Raw genomic sequence first — 19,939 nt, 5'->3', positions numbered from 1 at the left:
TCCCGTGATAATTCACATTGCAAGCATACCAGCTGGACCAGCGCGCAAGCATGAAAACGAAACCGCCGCCGATCCGAGAGGAAGGGCGGCGGCGACTGATGGATGAACCGGCCTCAGGCCAGCAAGCAGGACGACTGGGTATCGCTGGACAGCTTGCGCAACTTGGGCACCTCCTGTGCGCAACGCTCCACCGCCAGCGGGCAGCGGGTGCGGAACACGCAGCCGGACGGCGGATTGATCGGGCTGGGCAGATCGCCTTGCAGGATCTGGATCACCTTGTTCTTTTCCAGTTTGGGGTCCGGGATCGGGATGGCCGACAGCAGCGCGCGGGTATACGGGTGCGAGGGCACGTCGTACAGCGCGTGTTTCTTGGCCAGCTCCATTTCGCGGCCCAGATACATCACCAGGATGCGGTCGGAGATGTGCTTCACCACCGCCAGATCGTGGGCGATGAAGATCAGCGCCAATCCCATCTCGCGCTGCAGCTCCTTCAACAGGTTGATGATCTGCGCCTGGATCGACACGTCCAGCGCCGACACCGGCTCGTCGCAGATGATCAGCTTGGGCTCCAGGATCAGCGCGCGGGCGATGCCTATGCGCTGGCACTGGCCGCCGGAGAACTCGTGCGGATAGCGGTTGATCATCTGCTCACGCAGGCCCACCCGCTTCATGATGGCCTTGACCCGCTTCATCACCTCGTCCGCCGACAGCTCCGGCTTGTGCACGCGCAACGGCTCGCCGATGATCTGGGCGATGGTCATGCGCGGGTTCAAGGACGCCAGCGGGTCCTGGAAGATCATCTGAATGTCCTTGCGAACACTCAGCCAGTCCTTGTCGCTGCCCTGGCGCAGGTCCTTGCCCATCCAGATGATTTCGCCTTCCGTCGCCGGAATCAAATTCAGGATGGCGCGGCTGAGGGTGGACTTGCCGCAGCCGGACTCGCCCACCACGCCCAGCGTTTCGCCGGCGTAGAGGTCGAAGCTGACGCCATCCACCGCCTTCAGGGTCTTTCTGGGGCTCCACGGCCAGGCGTCGCCGCCCTTGACCTGGAAATGCACTTTGACGTTGCGCACCGACAGGATCGGCTGCTTGACTGCTTCAGACATGCGTCACCTCCTCGGCGGCTTTGACCAGCTCTTCCGCCGGCTTGTGACAGGCCCGCAGGATTTGCGGGTTCAGACTGCTGGCCGACAGCGGCGGCAGTTCGCTCACGCAGCGCGCGCTGCTGTGCACGCAGCGCTCGGAGAACGGGCAGCCCTTGGGCATATTGGCCATATTCGGCGGATTGCCGGGAATGCTGACCAACTCGGAACCATCGTGGTCCAGCCGCGGCAGCGCGCCCAACAGGCCTATGGTGTAGGGATGGCTGGGGTGGTAGAAGATGTCGTCGGCCCGGCCGTACTCCATCGCCCGGCCGCCGTACATCACCAGCACGTTCTCGCACAGCCCCGCCACCACGCCCAGATCGTGGGTGATCATGATGATGGAAGTGCCGAAGTCGCGCTGCAGGTCTTTCAGCAGGGTCAGGATCTGCGCCTGCACCGTCACGTCGAGCGCGGTGGTGGGCTCGTCGGCGATCAACACTTCCGGCTCGCACAGCAGCGCCATCGCGATCATCACCCGCTGGCGCATGCCGCCGGAGAACTCGTGCGGATACATGCCCACCCGGCGCGCGGCCTCCGGAATGCGCACCGCGTCCAGCAGCTCGATCGCGCGCTTCTTGGCGGCGCGCCGGCTCAGGCCCTTGTGCAGCTCCAGCACCTCGGTCATCTGCCGCTCCACCGTCAGGTAGGGGTTGAGCGAGGTCATCGGGTCCTGGAAGATCATCGAGATGCGATCGCCGCGGATCTTGTTCAAATCCTTGGCGCCCATCGTCAGCAGGTTCTGGCCGTGGTACAACGCTTCGCCGCTGGTTTTGCCGTTCTTGGCCAACAGGCCCATCATCGCCAGCACGGTCTGGCTCTTGCCGGAACCGGATTCGCCGACGATGCCCAGGGTCTGGCCCTTGTTCAGCTCGAAGTTCACGCCGTTGACGGCATTGACCACGCCGTCGTTGGTCTGGAACTGAACCCCGAGGTTAGTTACTTTCAGAATGCTCATGGCTTGCCTCATCTATCCTGCGGGGGTCAGCGGTCTTTCGGGTCCAGCGCGTCGCGCAGACCGTCGCCGATATAGTTGGCGCAATACAGCGTCAGCGACAACATCCCGGCCGGGAACAGCAGGATCCACGGCGTGGAGTCCATCACGCCGGCGCCGTCCTGGATCAGCACGCCCCAGCTGGTCATCGGCTCCTGCACGCCGAGGCCCAGGAAGGACAGCACCGACTCGGTCAGGATCACGCCCGGCACCGTCACCGTGGTGTAGATCACCACGATGCCCAGCAGATTGGGCACGATGTGGCGGAAGATGATCACCGGCGTGGACACGCCGATGGCGTGCGCCGCCTCGACGTACTCCTTGGACTTGATCGCCAGCGCCTGGCCGCGCACCACCCGCGCCATGTCCATCCACGAGAACACGGTGATGGTCAGCACCACCAGGTAGAACTCGCGGCCCAGCAGGGTCACCATCAGAATGGCGATCAACAGATAGGGCACCGCGTACATCATGTCGACGACACGCATCATCAGCGAGTCGATCTTGCCCCCCAGGAAGCCGGCGGTGGCGCCCCAGACGATGCCCAGGATCACCGAGGCGATGGTGGCCAACAGGCCCACCATCAGCGAGATGCGGCCGCCCACCAGGCAGCGCACCAAGAGGTCGCGCCCCAGCGCGTCGGTGCCGAACAGGTGCATATTGTGCAGGGTCGGAGCCTCGCTCATCGCATCCCAGTCGGTGTCGGCATAGCCGCTGGACAGCAGCATCGGACCGAAAATACAGGCCAGCGTGATCAGGCTGAGTATCACCAGGCTGACCACCGCCGCCTTGTTGCGGAAGAAGCGGATGCGGGCGTCGCGCCACAGGCTGCGGCCTTCGACCGCGGCTTCGCTCAGGCCGTTTTCCAGCGCCACGGCCGCGGCGGCTTGTTTTGTCTTTATCATTGCGGAATCCCCCTCAGTAACGGATCTTGGGGTCGAGCAGCGCGTAGGCCAGGTCGACGAGGAGGTTGAACAACACGGTGATCACCGTCACCAGCACCACCAGTCCCAGCACCAGCGTGTAGTCGCGGTTGGATGCGCCGTTGACGATCAGCTTGCCCAGACCCGGCAGGCCGAACACTGTCTCGGTCACCACCGCCGAGGTGATGGAGGAGATGGCCAGCGGGCCGATCACCGACACCACCGGCATCAGCGCCGGTTTCAGCGCGTGGCGCAGCACGATGGTGCGCAATGGCAGGCCCTTGGCGCGCGCGGTGCGGATGAAATTGCTGTTCAGCACCTCGATCAGGCTGCCGCGCATCACCCGGCCTATGGTGGAAACGTTGATGAACACCAATAGCGAAACCGGCAGGATCATGAACTTGGGATTGAAATTGTCCCAGCCGCCAGCCGGCAGCCATTTCAGCCAGATGGCGAAGATCATCACCAGCACCGGCCCCAACACGAAGGACGGGAAGGCGCCGCCGATATTGCCGAACAGCATCACCAAGTAGTCGATCAGGCTGTTCTGGCGCAGCGCGGCGATGGTGCCCAACAGCACGCCCAGCACCAGCGAGATCAGGATGGCTCCGCCGCCTATGCTGGCGGACACCGGCAAGGCCTTGCTCACCAGATCGTTGACGCTCCAGTCCGCATAACGGAAGGAGGCGCCCAGATCGCCGTGCAGCAGGCTGTTGAGGTAATACAGGTATTGCTGCCACGGCGGCAGGTCAAGATGGTACTTGGCCTGCAGGTTGGCCAGCACCGCGGCGGACACCTTGCGCTCGCCGTCGAACGGGCCGCCCGGCGTCAGGTGCAGCAGCAGGTAACAGACCGTGATGACCGCCAGCAAGGTGGGGATCGTCGCCAGAATGCGTCGGAAAGTATAAGACCACATATCAAACTCCGCTTGGCAGGCGCAGGGCGACCGCGCGCCTAGGCGCGGGCCGGACTGGCCGCCAATCTACATCGCAGGCCGGAGTCCGCCAGGCGGGCCTCCGGCCTCTGTTCATCCAGCGCTAGCGCTGGCCGCTTGCATCACGCTCAGTGGGCGATGATGTAGAGGTCCTTGCCCTGGTAACGATCCAGCGGGCTCTTGCCATAGCCGCCCACATAGGACTTCACCAGGCGCGGCGCGGTGTATTGCAGCAACGGCAGCATCGGGTAGTCGTCCATGATCATCTTGGTGGCCTGGGAGAACAGCTGCTTGCGCTTGGCCGGGTCCAGCGACTGGTTGCCCTGCTTGATCAGCTCTTCCGCCTTGGCGTTGCAGTTCTTGTTGTCGTTCTGGTCGTTATTGCACTGCACCAATGCCAGGAAGGTGGTGGCGTCGTTGTAGTCGGCGTTCCAGCCGTTGCGGGCGATCTGGTAGTCGCCGTCATGGCGCTTCTTCAGCAGCACCTTGAACTCCAGGCTCTCCAGCTCGGTGTTCAGTCCCAACTTGGACTTCCACTCGGAAGCGGCGAAGATCGCCATCTTCTTGTGATAGTCGTTGGTATTGTAGGTGAAGGTGACCTTGGTTCCAGGCTTGACGCCGGCTTCGGCCAACAGCTTCTTGGCCTCTTCCACCCGCTTGGCCATCGGCCATTTCACCCAGTCGTAGGTGGAGGCGTCGGCGCCGGAGATGCCGCGCACCATCACGCTATAAGCCGGAATCTGGCCATCGGCGGTGATCTTCTTGGCCAGGATGTCGCGGTCGATCACCATCGACAGCGCCTTGCGCACGCGCACGTCCTTCAGCAGCGGGTCCTTGTTGTTGAAGGAGTAGTAGCGCAGCGCCAGGAATTCGGCGTTGCGGATTTCCTTCGGATACTGGGCCTTGTACTTGTCGAAGGTGCCCGGCGGCAATTGCTGCACATAATCGTTTTGGCCGGACTCATACAGCTTGACGTCGGCGTTGCTGTCCTCGATCGGCAGATAGGTGATCTTGGTCAGCTGCACATCCTTGGCACCCCAGTAGCTCGGGTTCTTCACCGTGATGATCTTGCTGTTGACCTGCCAGTCTTTCAGCTGGAACGGACCGTTGCTGACCATCTTGCCCGGCTTGGTCCAGTCCTTGCCGTACTTGTCGATGACGGCCTTGGGCAGCGGGGCCAGCTGGGTATTGGCCACCAGCGACGGCAGGAACAACACCGGATACGGGGTCTTCACTTCCAGCGTGTACTTGTCCACCGCCTTCACGCCCAGCGTGGCGGCCGGCTTCTTGCCTTCGGCGATTTCCTTGCCGTTGACGATGAACATGCCGTAGGTGGTGGCGTACGGCGAAGCGGTTTTCGGATCGACGAAGCGCTGCCAGCCATAGACGAAGTCGCCGGCGGTCACCCCGCTACCGTCGGACCACTTGGCGTTCTTGCGCAGGTGGAACACCCAGGTGGTGGCGTCGGTCTGCTTCCAGCTTTCGGCCACGCCCGGCACAACCTTGCCGTAAGCGTCCAGACCAGTCAGGCCTTCGAACAGATCGGCGGTGATGGTGTTGGCGGGAACCGATTCGGCCACCACCGGATCCAGGGTTTCCGGCTCGGAGCCGGTGTTGCGGGTGAATTCCTGCTTGGCGGCCAGCTTGACGCCGGCCGGCACCTTGGCGGCAAACACGGAACCCGAGGCCATGGCCAGCGCGACGGCGGCGGCGATCACCTGCAGCGATTGCTTATTAGACATCTCTACTCTCCTGATTCTGTAGCATCCCGTGACAACGGGTTGTTCGAATTTTTTCACTCGATTGTATCCAGAGTGGGTCCGCAGATTATGCGCAGAGGGTTTTGAATACTTCAAGCCCCAAAACCCATAATGTGCCATTCATTTTTCTCACGCCGGACAATTTGTCCGACAATAGACTATCAATGCAAATCAATGGCTTGATTATGCATGTCTTTTTATACGCACGACATGCAGCCATGTCGAATGCTATTGCCTGATCCGAGCAAATATCATGATGCAAAGACGTCCGCCGCCGCTGCGTTCCCAGCCGGATCATCATCCCCTGATTTGCAGGCTATGCTGCTTTCGCTAATTCCCCCGTCCCAATCGCATAAAATGCAAAAAGCCGCCCAAAAGCGGCTTTTTGCGACTGCATTTCTGCAATCAGCGCTGCAAACGCCAGGCGATCTCCTCGCCGGCGCGCAGCGGCACCAGCGTATCGCCCGGATATACCAGCTCGGCCGGCACGGTCCAGCTTTCCTTCACCAGCGTGACGCGGTCCGGATTGGCCGGCAGGCCGTAGAAGGCCGGACCGTTGAGGCTGGCGAATGCCTCCAGCCTGTCTAGCGCGCCGGCCGCCTCAAAGGCCTCGGCGTACAGTTCTATCGCGGCATTGGCGGTGTACATGCCGGCGCAGCCGCAGGCCGCCTCCTTGGCGCCCTTGGCGTGCGGCGCGCTGTCGGTGCCGAGGAAGAACTTGGCCGAGCCCGACGTGGCTGCCTTGACCAGCGCCTGTCGATGCAGTTCGCGCTTCAATACCGGCAGGCAGTAATGATGCGGACGGATGCCGCCGACAAACAGCGCGTTGCGGTTCATCAGCAGGTGGTGGGCGGTGATCGTAGCCGCGACATTGGCCGGCGCGGCGGCGACGAACTCGGCGGCCTCGCGGGTGGTGATGTGCTCGAACACCACTTTCAGATCCGGCAGCTTTTGCAGCAGCGGCTTCATCACCTGCTCGATGAACGCCGCCTCGCGGTCGAACACGTCGATTTCCGCCGCCGTCACTTCGCCGTGCACCAGCAGCGGCATGCCGACCTCCGCCATCGCCTGCAACGCCGGCATCGCGCGGGCAACATCGGTGACGCCATGGTCTGAGTTGGTGGTAGCGCCGGCCGGATACAGCTTGACGCCATGGACGAAACCGCTGGACTTCGCCAAGCGGATTTCATCCGGGCTGGTCTTGTCGGTCAGGTATAGCGTCATCAGCGGCTCGAAGGCGCTGCCGGCCGGGCGCGCCGCCAGGATGCGCTCGCGGTAGGCGGCGGCGGCGGCCACGGTGGTGACCGGCGGCTTGAGATTGGGCATAACGATGGCACGGCCCATCTGGCGACAGGTGTCGGGCAGCACGGCGGCCAGCGCGGCGTCGTCGCGCAGGTGCAGGTGCCAGTCGTCGGGGCGGATCAGGGTGAGTGTCTGCATGGTCGGTGGCTTGGCGTATCCTAGGGATAAAAGAATGGCGACGGAAAAGCCGTCGCCTGTCTGCTTATTTGCGCTTGAGCACCATCCGGAACTTGCCCTCGCCGGTAGTGGTCGATTCGAGCAGGCCGTTGCCGGTCTGGCGGCAGAAGGCCTCGAAGTCCTTGGGCGCGCCCGGGTCGGTGGCGATCACCTCCAGCACGCTGCCGCTCGCCATGTCGGCCAGCGCCTTCTTGGCGCGCAGGATGGGTAGCGGGCAGTTGAGGCCGGAAAGATCAATGTGCTTGTCGGGAGTCATGGGCCGGTGTCCTGAGCCATATCGCGTTACAATGAATGAATACGGGCCCTGCACGCAGTGCGGACCGGTGGTAGCCGTATAGTTTACGCCAGTCGTCAAGCCTCACCCAAATCGGTCTTCAACATGTGCATCATCGCTTTTGCCTACAAGACGCCGGGCATGGGCCAGCTGGTACTGCTGGCCAACCGGGACGAATACTACGCCCGCCCCGCCGCGCCGCTGGACTGGTGGCCGGAATACCCGCACACGCTGGGCGGGCGCGACCTGCAATCCGGCGGCAGCTGGATGATGGTGGACGGGCGCAACCGCTTCGCCGCCGTCACCAATTTCCGCGATGGCTTCCCGGCCAAGGCCGAGCGCTCGCGCGGCGAGCTGGTGGAGCGCTTCGTCGTCGGCGACGACGACCCGTTCACCTTCGCCGACTGGCTGCGCGCCGAACATCACCGCTACGCGCCGTTCAACCTGCTGTTCGGCCATACCTCGGACCTGTTCTTCTTCCACAGCCGCACCGCGCAGATCGCGCGCGTCACCCCGGGCGTCCACACGCTGTCCAACGCCACACTGGACACGCCGTGGTTCAAGAGCCAGCGGCTGGCGGAGTACCTGCGCGAATTCCGGCGGCTGCCGACGGAAGACCAGGCCTATGCCGCATTATCCGACCCCACCCCCGCCGGTCCCGGCCAGTTGCCGAATACCCGCATCGGCCTGGCGCTGGAGAAGACGCTGTCGCCCATCTTCATCCAGGGCCGCGACTACGGCACCCGCGCCTCGATGCTGCTGACGGTGTCCAGCCGCGGCGACATCCAGTTTTCCGAACTGAGCTGGGGCCTGGCGGGCCGAGAAACCGACCGCCGCAACTACAACCTGCGCGCCGGCCAGGCGCGCTGATCCGGAGCACCCGAATTGAAAGTCATCCATACCCTGCCGGCCCTGCTGGCGCTATGCCTGAGCCTGGCCGCGCACGCCGAAGGCCGGGTCATCAAGAACGACAACTACGCCTTCGGCGACGACGACAAGCCGTGGCAGGAGGAAGCCTACGCGCTGCCCGGCTATCCGCAGAGCGCGGATTGGGTGGAAGTGAAGCCGGACTGGCTGCAGAGCAACCGCTTCTTCGTCGACGGCAAGTCGCTGAGCGTGGGCAAGGACGGCGTGGTGCGCTACATCGGCAAGGTGCTCAGCTCCAACGCGGTGGAGAACCTCAGCGTCGAGGGCATCCAATGCAAGGACAACAAGTACCGCGCCTACGGCTTCGGCGACAGCGTCAACCAGCGCTGGATCGAGCCGATGCGGCCCTTGTGGCAGGACATCGGCTACGGCGACAAGCTCAGGCGCGAACTGCGCGAGCTGCTGTGCCCATCGCACAGCGCTCCGCGCGACGCCGCCGAGGCGCTGAAATCGCTGCGCAAGGGATCCTGACAGCCTGACGGCGGAACGCCTGCCGCGCAGGCTTCCGCCCTAGGCCTTCCACTCGCCGCTGTTGCCGCCCGCCTTCTCCAGCAAGCGGACGCCGTCGATGACCATGCCGCGGTCCGCCGCCTTGCACATGTCGTAGATGGTCAGCAGGCCGATGTTGACCGCAGTCAGCGCCTCCATCTCCACCCCGGTCTGGCCGTTGCATTCGGCCGTCACCACGATCCGCACCGCCGACTCCGCGTCCAGCAGTTCGAACTCGACAGCCAGCCGCGTCAACCCGATGGGATGGCATAGCGGGATCAGGTCCCAGGTCTTCTTGGCCGCCATGATGGCGGCGACGCGGGCGATGGCCAGCACATCGCCTTTCTTGTGTCCGCCGCCCCGCACCAACTGGAAAGTAGCCGGCAACATGCGGATGAAACCCTCAGCCACCGCGCGGCGCCGACTGACGCCCTTGGCGCCGACATCGACCATATGCGCCTGGCCGGAAGCGTCGAAATGGGTAAGCTCCGCCATCCGCGGCTCCTCAATAATCAGAAAATGGACGTGAAAAAGCCCGCTGCGTTAGCGCAGCAGGCGGAAAATCAGCCAGAAGCAGGCCACGATCGCCAGCAGGCCGCCGCTCCAGCGGGCAATGCCGCGCATGCGGCGCAGGTAGCCGCGGTCGCCGGTCAGCGCGAAGCAGACCAGAGCCCAACCCAGCGCCAGAATGGTCGCCAGCAGCCACAAGCGCCAGAAACCGAACATGGCGCTACTCTACGCGCGGCAGCTGGTGGAAGCTGGACGGCGCGTCCAGCGGGTCGTCGAAGCTGGCGAACTCCCAGGCGTCCGGCGTTTCCAGCAGCTTGCGCAGCAGCTTGTTGTTCATCGCGTGGCCGGATTTGTGGCCGGAGAAGGCCGCGATCAACGGATGGCCGACGATGTACAGGTCGCCGATGGCGTCCAGGATCTTGTGGCGGACGAACTCGTCCGGAAAGCGCAGGCCCTCCGGATTGAGCACGTACTCGTCGTCGATGACGATGGCGTTGTCCAAGCTGCCGCCGCGGCCCAGGCCGTGGCTGCGCATGTACTCCACCTCGTGCATGAAGCCGAAGGTGCGGGCGCGGCTGATCTCGTCGATATAGGAATGATGGGCGAAGTCCACCTCCACCGTCTGCGGCGCCAGATTGAACGCCGGATGGTTGAAATCGATGGACAGCGTGACCTTGAAACCGTCGTGCGGGTCCAGCCGGACCCACACGCCGCGGTCGTCGGCGACCGACACGGCCTCCTTGACGCGGATGAAGCGCTTCTTCTTGTGCTGCTCGACCACTCCGACCGACTGCAACAGGTAGACGAAGGGCGCGGCGGAGCCATCCATGATGGGGATCTCCGCCGCCGTCACCTCGACGATCAGGTTGTCGATGCCGAAGCCGGCCAACGCCGACATCAAATGCTCGATCGTGCCGACACGCACGCCGGTGTCCGTCACCAGCGTGGAGGAGAGGCGCGTGTCGTTCACGAGCGAGGGTTGCGCTTTCACATCGACCGGCTCGGGCAAGTCGGTACGACGGAAAACGATGCCGGTATCGGGCGGCGCCGGCAGCAGGGTGAGCTTCACCCGCTCGCCGGAATGCAGACCGACGCCCGTGGCGCGGATCGCTTGTTTCAGCGTGCGCTGCAGTATCATTTCAGGCTACTCAACCAGACGGGAAAACCCGATTCTAGCATAGCGACTGCCTATGCTTTATTGATTGATTCGCTAGGATGAATAGCGTTTCTCTATCCGTTCCCTCTCAGTCGGCCTGCTTGCGCAGAAAGGCCGGGATGTCGTAGCTCTCGCTCACTTCCGGATTGGAAAAGTCCAGCGACGGCGACGAGCGGCGACGGCCGGTGCGCATGATGGCCGGCGCGTCCAGGTCTTCGTAGTTGACCATTTCCACCGCGCGGTCATCGGTGCCGGTCTTGACGATCTTGATGTATTCCGGGCGGTCTTCGTTGCGGGAAGAGGACTTCTTCTGTCCCAGACCGGTGGCGATCAGCGTCACGCGGATGGTGTCCTCCGGCATGTCTTCCACTTCGGCGGTGCCGAATTTGATCTGCGCCTCTTCGTCGGCGTACTGGCGGACGATGCCCATGATCTCGCGGTACTCGCTCATCTTCAGGCAACCCGGCGCGGTGGAGATGTTCACCAGCACGCCGCGCGCGCCTTCCAGCGTGATGTTGTCGAGCAACGGGCTGGCCACCGCCTGTTCCGCCGCCACGCGGGCGCGGTCGATGCCGGAAGCGTAGGCGGAGCCCATCATCGCCAGGCCCATTTCGCACATCACGGTGCGCACGTCGGCGAAGTCGACGTTGATCAGGCCCGGGCAGGTAATCACTTCGGCGATGCCGGCCACCGCGCCCTTGAGCACGTCGTCGGCGGCGCGGAACGCTTCGCGCATGGTGACGTCGTCGCCCAGCACTTCCATCAGCTTCTCGTTGGGGATCACGATCAGCGAATCGACGTGCTTCTTCAGGTCTTCGATGCCGTTCTGCGCGACTTTCATGCGCTTGCCTTCGTGGTCGAACGGACGGGTGACCACGCCTACGGTCAGGATGCCCATTTCCTTAGCCACTTCGGCAACAACGGGCGCAGCCCCTGTACCTGTCCCGCCGCCCATGCCCGCGGTGACGAACACCATATTGGCGCCGCGCAGGGTCTCGGCGATGCGTTCGCGGTCTTCCAGCGCCGCGCTGCGGCCCACTTCCGGATTGGCGCCGGCGCCCAGCCCGCGCGTCAGATTGGTGCCCAGCTGCAGCTTCTGCGGCGCACGGTTGCGCTGCAGCGACTGCGCGTCGGTGTTGGCGCAGATGAATTCCACGCCGTGCACATTGCCCACGATCATGTTGTCGATGGCGTTGCAACCGCCGCCGCCGACGCCGATCACCTTGATCACGGCCGAGCTGGCCGTTTCCTGCATCACTTCGAATACCATTCCGCTCATTTTCCTCTCCTCAACATAAGATGAGCCACTAACCGTGTTTACTGCGCCCGAATTACCGCGCCGCCGCACCTGCGTGCCGGCGCTTCCTTGCCGCTTAGAAGTTCCCGGCGAACCAGGCCTTCATCTTGCCGAACAACTGTCCCACGCCAGCCGATTCCGTCTTGCTGTGCGGACCCGCATAACCCTGGATCTGGTCCTTGCCATACAACAGCAGACCGACGCCGGTGGAGAAGCGTGGGGTCTTGACCACCTCGGCCAGGCCGCCGACGTACTTGGGCACGCCGACGCGCACCGGCAGGTGGAACACCTCCTCGGCCAGTTCCACCATCCCCGGCATCAGGCTGGCGCCGCCGGTCAGCACCATCCCCGACGACAGCAATTCCTCGAAGCCGCTGCGGCGCAGCTCCTGCTGCACCAGCTGGAACAGCTCCTCCACCCGCGGCTCTATCACTTCGGCCAGCGTGGCGCGCGACATCTGGCGCGGACCGCGCTCGCCGACGCCCGGCACTTCAATCATCTGCGCCGGATCGGCCATCGCCACCAGCGACACGCCGTGCTGGATCTTGATGTCCTCGGCTTCCTTGGTGGGCGTGCGCAACGCCATCGCGATATCGTTGGTGATCTGGTCGCCGGCGATCGGGATCACCGCGGTGTGGCGGATCGCGCCGCCCACGTACACGGCGATGTCGGTGGTGCCGCCGCCGATGTCGATCAGGCACACACCCAGATCCTTCTCGTCCTCCGACAGCACCGCGATGGCCGAGGCCATCGGCTGCAGCACCAGGTCGGACACTTCCAGACCGCAGCGGCGCACGCACTTGGTGACGTTCTGCGCGGCGGACACCGCGCCGGTGACGATGTGCACCTTGGCTTCCAGCCGCACGCCGCTCATGCCCAGCGGCTCGCGCACGCCCTCCTGGCCGTCGATGCTGTATTCCTGGGTCAGGATGTGCAGCACCTGGTGGTCGGGCGGAATGGTCACGGCGCGCGCAGTTTCGATCACGCGGTCGATGTCCATCTTGGTGACTTCGCGATCCTTGATCGCCACCATGCCGTGCGAATTCACGCTCTTGATGTGGCTGCCGGCGATGCCGACGAACACCTCGTGAATCTTGCAGTCGGCCATCAGCTCGGCCTCTTCCAGCGCGCGCTGGATCGCCTGCACCGTCGACTCGATGTTCACCACCATGCCGCGCTTCAAGCCGCGCGACGGCGTGTGTCCCATGCCGACGATATTCAGCTGGCCGTCCTCCAGCACCTCCGCGACGATCGCCACGATCTTCGAGGTGCCGATGTCCAGGCCAACCAGCATGTTCTTGCTTTCCTTTGGTTTGCTCACCTGTCGCTCCAACGCCTAATCACTTGTTTCCCTTGACCGGCGGCGCCTTGTAATCAGGCATCCGCACAGCGAATCCGTTCGGGTAGCGCATGTCTACGTATTCGATGTGATACGGCAACAACGCCAACCGGCTTTTCCAGTACGTGGCGAAGCGCTCTGCGCGCGCCGCCGCGTCGTTACGTCCCAATTCCAGCTGCAGCTGGTTATCCAGCACCACTTTCCACGCCCGCCGCGACGACAGCCACAACTCGCGCGGGGCCAGGCCCGACGGCTGCAGCGCCTGCCGCAGATCGGTCAGCATCGCCGTCATGTCCTTCTCGGCGCCGGCCGGCCCGTAAAACACCGGCAGCTTGGCGTCGCTGGCGGCGTCGAAACGCTCGCCGCGGGTGTTGACCAAACCGTTTTCTCCCCAGCGCGCCAGCGCCACATGCTCCTCCACCGTGATGTCCAGCGCGTCCGGCCAGCGCCGCCTCACCTGCGCGTCTCGCACCCACGGCAACTTGCCGAAGGCGGACCGCGTCTTGTCGATGTCCAGCGTGAAGAAGGTGCCGGCCAGCTCATGCTCCGCGATGAATTTCAGCTGTTCCGCCGTCACCCGGTTCATGTCGCCCTGAATCCGTATCTTCTTCACCGGGAACACCGGCGCGTGCGTCAGCCAGAATCCCCCCGCATACAGCAACATCAGAGCTGCAGCGCCCAGCATCATATTGGCCAGGCTTCTGAGCAGCCGATGGTTATCCCACATGCACCGTATCCAATACCTTCAGACACAGGTCCTCGTAGCTGACGCCCTCCGCCCGCGCCGCCATCGGTACCAAGCTGTGACTAGTCATGCCCGGGTTGGTGTTCACTTCCAGCAGGTAGATGCCGCCGGCCTCGTCCATCAGGAAATCCACCCGGCTCCAGCCGCGGCAACCCAATACCCTGAACGCCTGCAACGCCAGATCGCGCGCCCTGGCTTCCACTTCCGGCGCCAGACCGGACGGGCAGCGGTAGACCGTGTCGTCGCGGAAATATTTGGCCTGGTAGTCGTAGTACTCGGTGGCCGGCTCGATCTTGATGGTCGGATAGGCCACGTCGTCTATCACCGCGCAGGTGTACTCGCCGCCGCCGATGAACTGCTCGGCGATGACGATGCGGTCGTACTTGCGCGCCTCGTCATAAGCCGCCCTCAGCTCGCCCGCCTGCTTGACCTTGGTCACGCCTATGCTGGAACCCTCGGTGGACGGTTTGACGAAAATCGGCAAACCCAGCTTCGCCTCGACCGCGGCGAAATCGCTGTCGTCGTTCAGCAGCTCGAACGCCGGGATCGGCAAGCCGGCGCCCTTCCACAGCAGCTTGGTGCGCCACTTGTCCATGCAGATGGCCGAGGCCATCACGCCGCTGCCGGTGTACGGCACGCCCAATGCCTCCAGCGCGCCCTGCAGCGTGCCGTCCTCGCCGAACGGGCCGTGCAGGATGTTGAACACGCTGCTGAAACCCTCTTCCTTCAACGCCGCCAGCGGCTTTTCCGCCGGGTCGAACTTGTGGGCGTCCACGCCCTTGGCCAGCAATGCCGAGAGCACGCCAGCGCCGCTCATCAGCGACACTTCGCGCTCGGACGAGCCTCCGCCCATCAACACCGCCACCTTGCCGTACTGCTTCATCTATCTGTCCTCAGCAAGCCCGCGCCAACCGCGCGGACGGAAAATTCCTGGTCAAACCAGCGCCAGCACCTTGCCCGGCACCGCGCCCACCGAGCCGGCGCCCATGGTCACCACCACGTCGCCGTCGCGGGCGGCATCGACGATGGCCTGCGGCAACTCGGCGATGCTCTCGACGAACAGCGGCTCCACCTTGCCGCCCACCCGCACCGCCCGCGCCAGCGCGCGGCCGTCGGCGGCGACGATGGGCGCTTCGCCAGCGGCGTACACTTCGGAGAGCAGCAGCGCGTCCACGCCCGACAGCACCTTGACGAAGTCCTCGAACAGGTCGCGGGTGCGGGTGTAGCGGTGCGGCTGGAACGCCAGCAGCAGCCTGCGCCCCGGAAACGCGCCGCGCACGGCGGACAAGGTGGCCGCCATCTCCACCGGGTGGTGGCCGTAATCGTCTACCAAGGTGAAGCTGCCGCCGTCTTTGGCCTTCACTTCGCCGTAGCGCTGGAAGCGGCGGCCGACGCCGGCGAACTCCGCCAGGCCCTTCTGGATGGCAGCGATGTCCGCGCCGCACTCCAGGCCAATGGCGATCGCCGACAACGCGTTGAGCACATTGTGGCGGCCCGGCAGGTTCAGCACCACCGGGAAGCGGGTGGTGGCACCGTTCTTCACCACCACGTCGAAATGCATCTGGCCCGCCGCCGCCTGTACGTTCTCGGCATAGATGTCGGCGCTGTCGTCCAGCCCGTAGGTGGTGACCGGCTTGCTGATGCGGCCGCGGATCTCGCGCACATTGGGGTCGTCAACGCACAGCACCGCGCGGCCGTAGAACGGCATGCGCTGCAGGAAATCGACGAAGGCCTGCTTGAGCTTGTCGAAACTGTGGTCGTAGGTGTCCATGTGGTCGGCGTCGATATTGGTCACCACCGCCATCACCGGGCTCAAATGCAGAAAGGACGCGTCGGACTCGTCGGCCTCGGCCACCAGGAACTCGCCCGAGCCCAGCTTGGCGTTGGCGCCGGCGGCGGTCAGCTTGCCGCCGATGACGAAGGTGGGGTCCAGCCCTGCCGCGCCCAGCACCGACGCGGTCAGGCTGGTGGTGGTGGTCTTGCCGTGGGTGCCGGCGATGGCGATGCCCTGCTTGAAGCGCATCAGCTCGGCCAGCATCATCGCGCGCGGAATCACCGGGATGCGCTTGTCGCGCGCCGCCAGCACTTCCGGGTTATCCGCCTTCACCGCGGTGGAAGTCACCACCACGTCGGCGCCTTCGATATAGGTGGCGTCGTGGCCGAAGAACACGCGCAGGCCCTCAGCCGCCAGCCGCTTGGTGGTGGCGCCGTCGGCCATGTCGGAACCGGACACGGTGTAGCCCAGCCCGTGCAGCACCTCGGCGATGCCGCACATGCCGACGCCGCCGATGCCGACGAAATGTATGTGTTTGACCCTGTGTTTCATGTCTGTATCTCGTAATCAGGCGCTTCTATCCGGCGCCTATTCATTCCCCGGCCAATTGCTGGCACAGATCGGCCACCCGGCCGGCCGCGCCCGGCCGAGCCAGCGCGCGCGCGCGCGCCGCCCTGGCCGCCAGTTGGTCCCTGTCCAGCGCCGCCAACAGGCTGGCAAGCCTGTCCGCGGTCAATTCCTGTTGCGGCAGATGCCAGGCCGCGCCGGCCTGCGCCATCCACTCGGCGTTGTCGCGCTGGTGGCCGGTAGTGGACACCACCAGCGGCACCAGGATGCTGGGCACCCCGGCGGCGCACAATTCGCTGACCGTGATGGCGCCGGCGCGGCAGATCACCAGATCGCACTCGGCCAGCCGCTTCGGCATGTCGTCGATAAACGGCAGCAGCTCCACCTGGCCCTGCTGGCCAGCGGCGGCGTAGGCGGCGCTGACGGCGACGTAGTTGGCCTCGCCGGTCTGGTGCGCCAGCTGCGGACGCTTGTCGGCCGGCAGCGCCGCCAGCACCTGCGGCAGCGTCTCGTTCAACACCCTGGCGCCCAGGCTGCCGCCCACCACCAAGACCTTCAGCGGACCGCCGCGGCCGGCGTAACGCCCGGCCGGATCCGCGATCCGCTCGATTTCCCTTCGCACCGGATTGCCGGTGACCAGCGCCTTCGCCTGTTTCGCCGCGCTGCCGTCGAAGCCGCACACCAGCTTTTTGGCGAACGGCAGCAGCGCCTTGTTGCTCAGCAGCAGGCTGGCGTCGGCGTTGACCAGCACCAGCGGTTTCCACAACAGCGCCGCCGCCAGGCCGCCGGGCAGGCAGACATAGCCGCCCATGCCCAGCACCACGTCGGGACGATGGCGCAACATCAGCGCCACGCTCTTGCAGAACGCGCCCGCCAGCTGCAGCGCGCCCTTGAGCGAACCGAACAGGCCCTTGCCGCGCACGCCGTGAAAATTCAGCCGCTCCAGTACGATGCCTGACGGCGGCACCAGCTTGTTCTCCATGCCGCGCTGAGTGCCCAGCCACACCACTTTCCAGCCGCGATGCTGCAGCTCTTTGGCCACGGCGAGGCCGGGGACGATGTGTCCACCCGTGCCTGCCGCCATCACCATGACCGTTCGATTCGTCATCTCTATCAAACCTTGTAGCCGCGCATGATGCGGCGGTTTTCATAATCCACCCGCAGCAGCACCGCCACGGCTATCAGATTCATCAGCATCGCCGAGCCGCCAAACGACATCAGCGGCAGCGTCAGGCCCTTGGTGGGCAACAGGCCCATGTTGACGCCGATGTTGAAGAACACCTGGATGCCCAGCCAGATGCCTATGCCCTGCGCCACCAGCGCCTGGTAGTAGCGCTCCAGCTTTTTCGACTCCACGCCGATGTGGAAGGCGCGGCGGACGATCCAGGCGTACAGGCCGATCACCACGCAGATGCCGGCGAAGCCGAATTCCTCGGCGATCACCGCCATGATGAAGTCGGTGTGCGCCTCCGGCAGGTAGAACAATTTCTCGATGCTGCCGCCCAGCCCCACGCCAAACCATTCTCCACGACCGATGGCGATCAGAGAGTGACTCAGCTGATAACCCTTGCCGTACGGGTCGTCCCACGGGTCCATGAAACCCAGCACCCGCTTCAGACGGTACGGCGAGGAAACGATCAGCAACACGATCGCCACCACCGCCATCGCCGCGAGTCCCGAAAAGATGCGCATATTGATGCCGCCGAGGAACAGCAGGCCCATCGCGATGCTCATCACCACCATCAGCGCGCCGAAGTCCGGCTCGCGCAGCAGCAGAAAGGCCACCACCACCATCGCCGCGAACATCGGCAGGAAGCCTTCCTTGATGCTGTGCAACAGGTGGCTCTTGCGCACCGTGTAGTCCGCCGCGTACAGCACGGTGGCGAACTTCATCACCTCCGACGGCTGCAGATTGAGCACCAGCAGATTGATCCAGCGCCGCGAACCGTTGACCACCTTGCCGATGCCGGGAATCAGCACCAGCACCAGCATCACCAGCCCGATCAGGAAAATCTTCCCGGAATACTTCTGCCAGAAGCCGGTGGGAATCTGGAAGGCCGCGTATGCCGCCGCCAGTCCGATCACCATGAACACCACGTGGCGGATCAGGTAGAAGTAGCGGTTCTGCGTCGCCGCGTCAGCCTCGGCGTAAGCGATGGAAGCCGAATACACCATCACCAGGCTGATCGACAGCAGCAAGGCCAGCGCCCAGGCCAGCGCCTCGTCCAGCGGAGTGATCGCCACATAATGGCGCGCCGGGTTGCGGTTCATCGCCGCGCCGCCTTCAACTCCGCCACCGTGGCGATGAACACCTCGGCGCGATGGGCGTAATTGCGGAACATGTCCAGGCTGGCGCAGGCGGGCGACAGCAGCACCACATCGCCCGGATGCGCCAGCGCCGCCGCGCGCCGCGTCGCCTCTTCCAGCGTGGCGTAGCGCTCCAGCGGCAGGCCGCAGCCGGCCAGCGCCGACTCGATCCGCTGCGCGTCGCGGCCGATCAGCACCACCGCGCGCGCGATGCGCTGGCAGGCCGGCTTGAGCGGCGCGAAGTCCTGGCCCTTGCCGTCGCCGCCGGCGATCAACACCACCTGGCGGATCATGCCGTTGAGCGCCGCCTCGGTGGCGCCCACATTGGTTCCCTTGGAATCATCGATAAACGCAACGCCGTCGAATTCGTCTACCAGCTCCACCCGGTGCGCCAGGCCACGGAAGCTTTTCAGCCCCTCCAGCAGGGCCGGCAGCGCCAGGCCTATGCCCTGGCACAAGGCCAGCGCGGCCAGCGCGTTGGCGGCGTTGTGCAGGCCCTGCAGCGGCATGTCGGCGCAGTCGAACACCTTCTCGCCGGCCACGCTCAAGTGGTAGCCGCCGTTGCGCGCCAGCGCGTAGTCGGCCGCGCCATTCAGCGAGAACCACTTCACCTGATGCCCGGGGCGCACCATCGCCCGCACCAGCGCGTCGTCGCGGTTCAGCACCTGCACGCCCTGGCCGTTGAACACGGCGGTTTTGGCGTGGGCGTAATCCAGCAGGTCGGCGTAGCGGTCGAGATGGTCCTCGGAAATATTCAGCACGGTGGCGGCGTCCGCCTGCAAGCTGAAGGTGGACTCCAACTGGAAGCTGGACAGCTCCAGCACCCATACGTCCGGACGCTTGCCGCTCTGTTCCCGCGCCAGCTGCGCCTCCAGCACCGCCAGGCCGATATTGCCGGCGACGATGGCATCCAGGCCGGCTGCCTCGCACAGGTGGCCCACCAGGCTGGTGACGGTGCTTTTGCCGTTGGAGCCGGAAATGGCGATCACCTTGCTGCCGTCGCCGCGGATCGCGCGCGCCAGGATCTCGATGTCGCCCACCACCTCGCCGCCGGCGCGGCGGTAGGCGGCGATGGCCGGATTGGCCAGCGGCACGCCGGGGCTGACCACCAGCAAGTCGATGCCGGCGAAGGTGTCGGCGGTGAACTCGCCGCGCTTCACCGCCGTGCCCGGCAGCAGGCGTTCCAGTTCGGCCAGCCGCTCGTCGGACGGATTGGCGTCGGCCACGCCGACGCGCGCGCCGTGGGCGGCCAGGTAGCGCGCGGCGGCAAGCCCCGAGCCTCCCAGCCCCACCACCATCACTTGTCGATTGGCGTAATCCAT

The 19,939-nt window shown here is 64.8% G+C and carries 20 protein-coding genes; 2 read left to right on the top strand and 18 right to left on the bottom strand.

What is annotated here, in order from left to right; genetic code table 11:
- Positions 1-113 precede the first annotated feature (113 nt).
- From oppF to BI347_RS08450, 7 genes are all read right to left on the bottom strand, one after another.
- Complete coding sequence (gene oppF, locus BI347_RS08480; RefSeq protein WP_071115708.1) at positions 114-1,106, bottom strand: murein tripeptide/oligopeptide ABC transporter ATP binding protein OppF; 993 nt, start codon at positions 1,104-1,106, stop codon at positions 114-116.
- On the bottom strand, positions 1,099-2,100 hold the full coding sequence (locus BI347_RS08475) for an oligopeptide/dipeptide ABC transporter ATP-binding protein (protein ID WP_071115707.1): 1,002 nt from the start codon (positions 2,098-2,100) through the stop codon (positions 1,099-1,101). The genes oppF and BI347_RS08475 overlap by 8 nt, the downstream gene beginning before the upstream one ends.
- 26 nt (positions 2,101-2,126) lie before the next feature.
- Positions 2,127-3,041, bottom strand: coding sequence for an ABC transporter permease subunit (locus BI347_RS08470; RefSeq protein ID WP_071111952.1), 915 nt, complete (start codon positions 3,039-3,041; stop codon positions 2,127-2,129).
- Between the two features lie 13 nt (positions 3,042-3,054).
- Complete coding sequence (gene oppB, locus BI347_RS08465; protein ID WP_071111951.1) at positions 3,055-3,975, bottom strand: oligopeptide ABC transporter permease OppB; 921 nt, start codon at positions 3,973-3,975, stop codon at positions 3,055-3,057.
- Between the two features lie 146 nt (positions 3,976-4,121).
- On the bottom strand, positions 4,122-5,735 hold the full coding sequence (locus tag BI347_RS08460; protein ID WP_071111950.1) for a peptide ABC transporter substrate-binding protein: 1,614 nt from the start codon (positions 5,733-5,735) through the stop codon (positions 4,122-4,124).
- Between the two features lie 423 nt (positions 5,736-6,158).
- Complete coding sequence (gene pyrC, locus BI347_RS08455) at positions 6,159-7,193, bottom strand: dihydroorotase (RefSeq protein WP_071115706.1); 1,035 nt, start codon at positions 7,191-7,193, stop codon at positions 6,159-6,161.
- 64 nt (positions 7,194-7,257) lie between these two features.
- Positions 7,258-7,488: a sulfurtransferase TusA family protein gene (locus BI347_RS08450; protein ID WP_071111948.1), complete on the bottom strand. Its 231-nt coding sequence runs from the start codon at positions 7,486-7,488 to the stop codon at positions 7,258-7,260.
- A gap of 123 nt (positions 7,489-7,611) precedes the next feature.
- Between BI347_RS08450 and BI347_RS08445 the strand changes: the two genes are divergently transcribed.
- Both BI347_RS08445 and BI347_RS08440 read left to right on the top strand, forming a co-directional pair.
- Positions 7,612-8,376: an NRDE family protein gene (locus tag BI347_RS08445; RefSeq protein ID WP_071111947.1), complete on the top strand. Its 765-nt coding sequence runs from the start codon at positions 7,612-7,614 to the stop codon at positions 8,374-8,376.
- A gap of 15 nt (positions 8,377-8,391) precedes the next feature.
- Entirely contained in the window at positions 8,392-8,904 is a 513-nt protein-coding gene (locus BI347_RS08440; protein ID WP_071111946.1) for a CNP1-like family protein, read from the top strand.
- Positions 8,905-8,943: 39 nt separating this feature from the next.
- Here BI347_RS08440 and moaC read toward each other — a convergent pair whose 3' ends face one another.
- From moaC to murD, 11 genes are all read right to left on the bottom strand, one after another.
- Positions 8,944-9,417: a cyclic pyranopterin monophosphate synthase MoaC gene (gene moaC, locus BI347_RS08435; RefSeq protein ID WP_071111945.1), complete on the bottom strand. Its 474-nt coding sequence runs from the start codon at positions 9,415-9,417 to the stop codon at positions 8,944-8,946.
- Between the two features lie 48 nt (positions 9,418-9,465).
- Entirely contained in the window at positions 9,466-9,648 is a 183-nt protein-coding gene (locus BI347_RS08430; RefSeq protein ID WP_071111944.1) for a hypothetical protein, read from the bottom strand.
- Between the two features lie 4 nt (positions 9,649-9,652).
- Positions 9,653-10,567 carry a UDP-3-O-acyl-N-acetylglucosamine deacetylase gene (lpxC, locus tag BI347_RS08425; protein ID WP_071112087.1) on the bottom strand — a complete coding sequence of 305 codons (915 nt, stop codon included), beginning with the start codon at positions 10,565-10,567 and terminating at the stop codon, positions 9,653-9,655.
- 109 nt (positions 10,568-10,676) lie between these two features.
- Positions 10,677-11,867 carry a cell division protein FtsZ gene (ftsZ, locus tag BI347_RS08420; RefSeq protein ID WP_071111943.1) on the bottom strand — a complete coding sequence of 397 codons (1,191 nt, stop codon included), beginning with the start codon at positions 11,865-11,867 and terminating at the stop codon, positions 10,677-10,679.
- A 94-nt stretch (positions 11,868-11,961) separates the two neighbouring features.
- Complete coding sequence (ftsA, locus tag BI347_RS08415) at positions 11,962-13,206, bottom strand: cell division protein FtsA (RefSeq protein WP_071111942.1); 1,245 nt, start codon at positions 13,204-13,206, stop codon at positions 11,962-11,964.
- A 19-nt stretch (positions 13,207-13,225) separates the two neighbouring features.
- Positions 13,226-13,951, bottom strand: a complete 726-nt coding sequence (locus tag BI347_RS08410; protein ID WP_071111941.1) for a cell division protein FtsQ/DivIB — start codon at positions 13,949-13,951, stop codon at positions 13,226-13,228.
- Complete coding sequence (locus tag BI347_RS08405) at positions 13,941-14,852, bottom strand: D-alanine--D-alanine ligase (protein WP_071115705.1); 912 nt, start codon at positions 14,850-14,852, stop codon at positions 13,941-13,943. Before BI347_RS08405 ends, BI347_RS08410 begins: the two co-directional genes overlap by 11 nt.
- A 51-nt stretch (positions 14,853-14,903) precedes the next feature.
- Positions 14,904-16,295 (bottom strand): UDP-N-acetylmuramate--L-alanine ligase, encoded by a 1,392-nt coding sequence (murC, locus tag BI347_RS08400; protein WP_071115704.1) that lies wholly within the window; start codon positions 16,293-16,295, stop codon positions 14,904-14,906.
- A 40-nt stretch (positions 16,296-16,335) separates the two neighbouring features.
- A complete protein-coding gene (gene murG, locus BI347_RS08395) occupies positions 16,336-17,418 on the bottom strand; it encodes an undecaprenyldiphospho-muramoylpentapeptide beta-N-acetylglucosaminyltransferase (RefSeq protein WP_071116376.1) in 1,083 nt (360 codons plus the stop codon).
- A gap of 5 nt (positions 17,419-17,423) precedes the next feature.
- Positions 17,424-18,581 carry a putative lipid II flippase FtsW gene (ftsW, locus tag BI347_RS08390; protein ID WP_071111938.1) on the bottom strand — a complete coding sequence of 386 codons (1,158 nt, stop codon included), beginning with the start codon at positions 18,579-18,581 and terminating at the stop codon, positions 17,424-17,426.
- Complete coding sequence (murD, locus tag BI347_RS08385; RefSeq protein WP_071111937.1) at positions 18,578-19,939, bottom strand: UDP-N-acetylmuramoyl-L-alanine--D-glutamate ligase; 1,362 nt, start codon at positions 19,937-19,939, stop codon at positions 18,578-18,580. Before murD ends, ftsW begins: the two co-directional genes overlap by 4 nt.

Origin of the sequence: Chromobacterium sphagni (assembly GCF_001855575.1) — a bacterium.
Classification (GTDB): Bacteria; Pseudomonadota; Gammaproteobacteria; order Burkholderiales; family Chromobacteriaceae; genus Chromobacterium; species Chromobacterium sphagni.
This window is presented reverse-complemented; position numbering and strand designations above follow the sequence as displayed.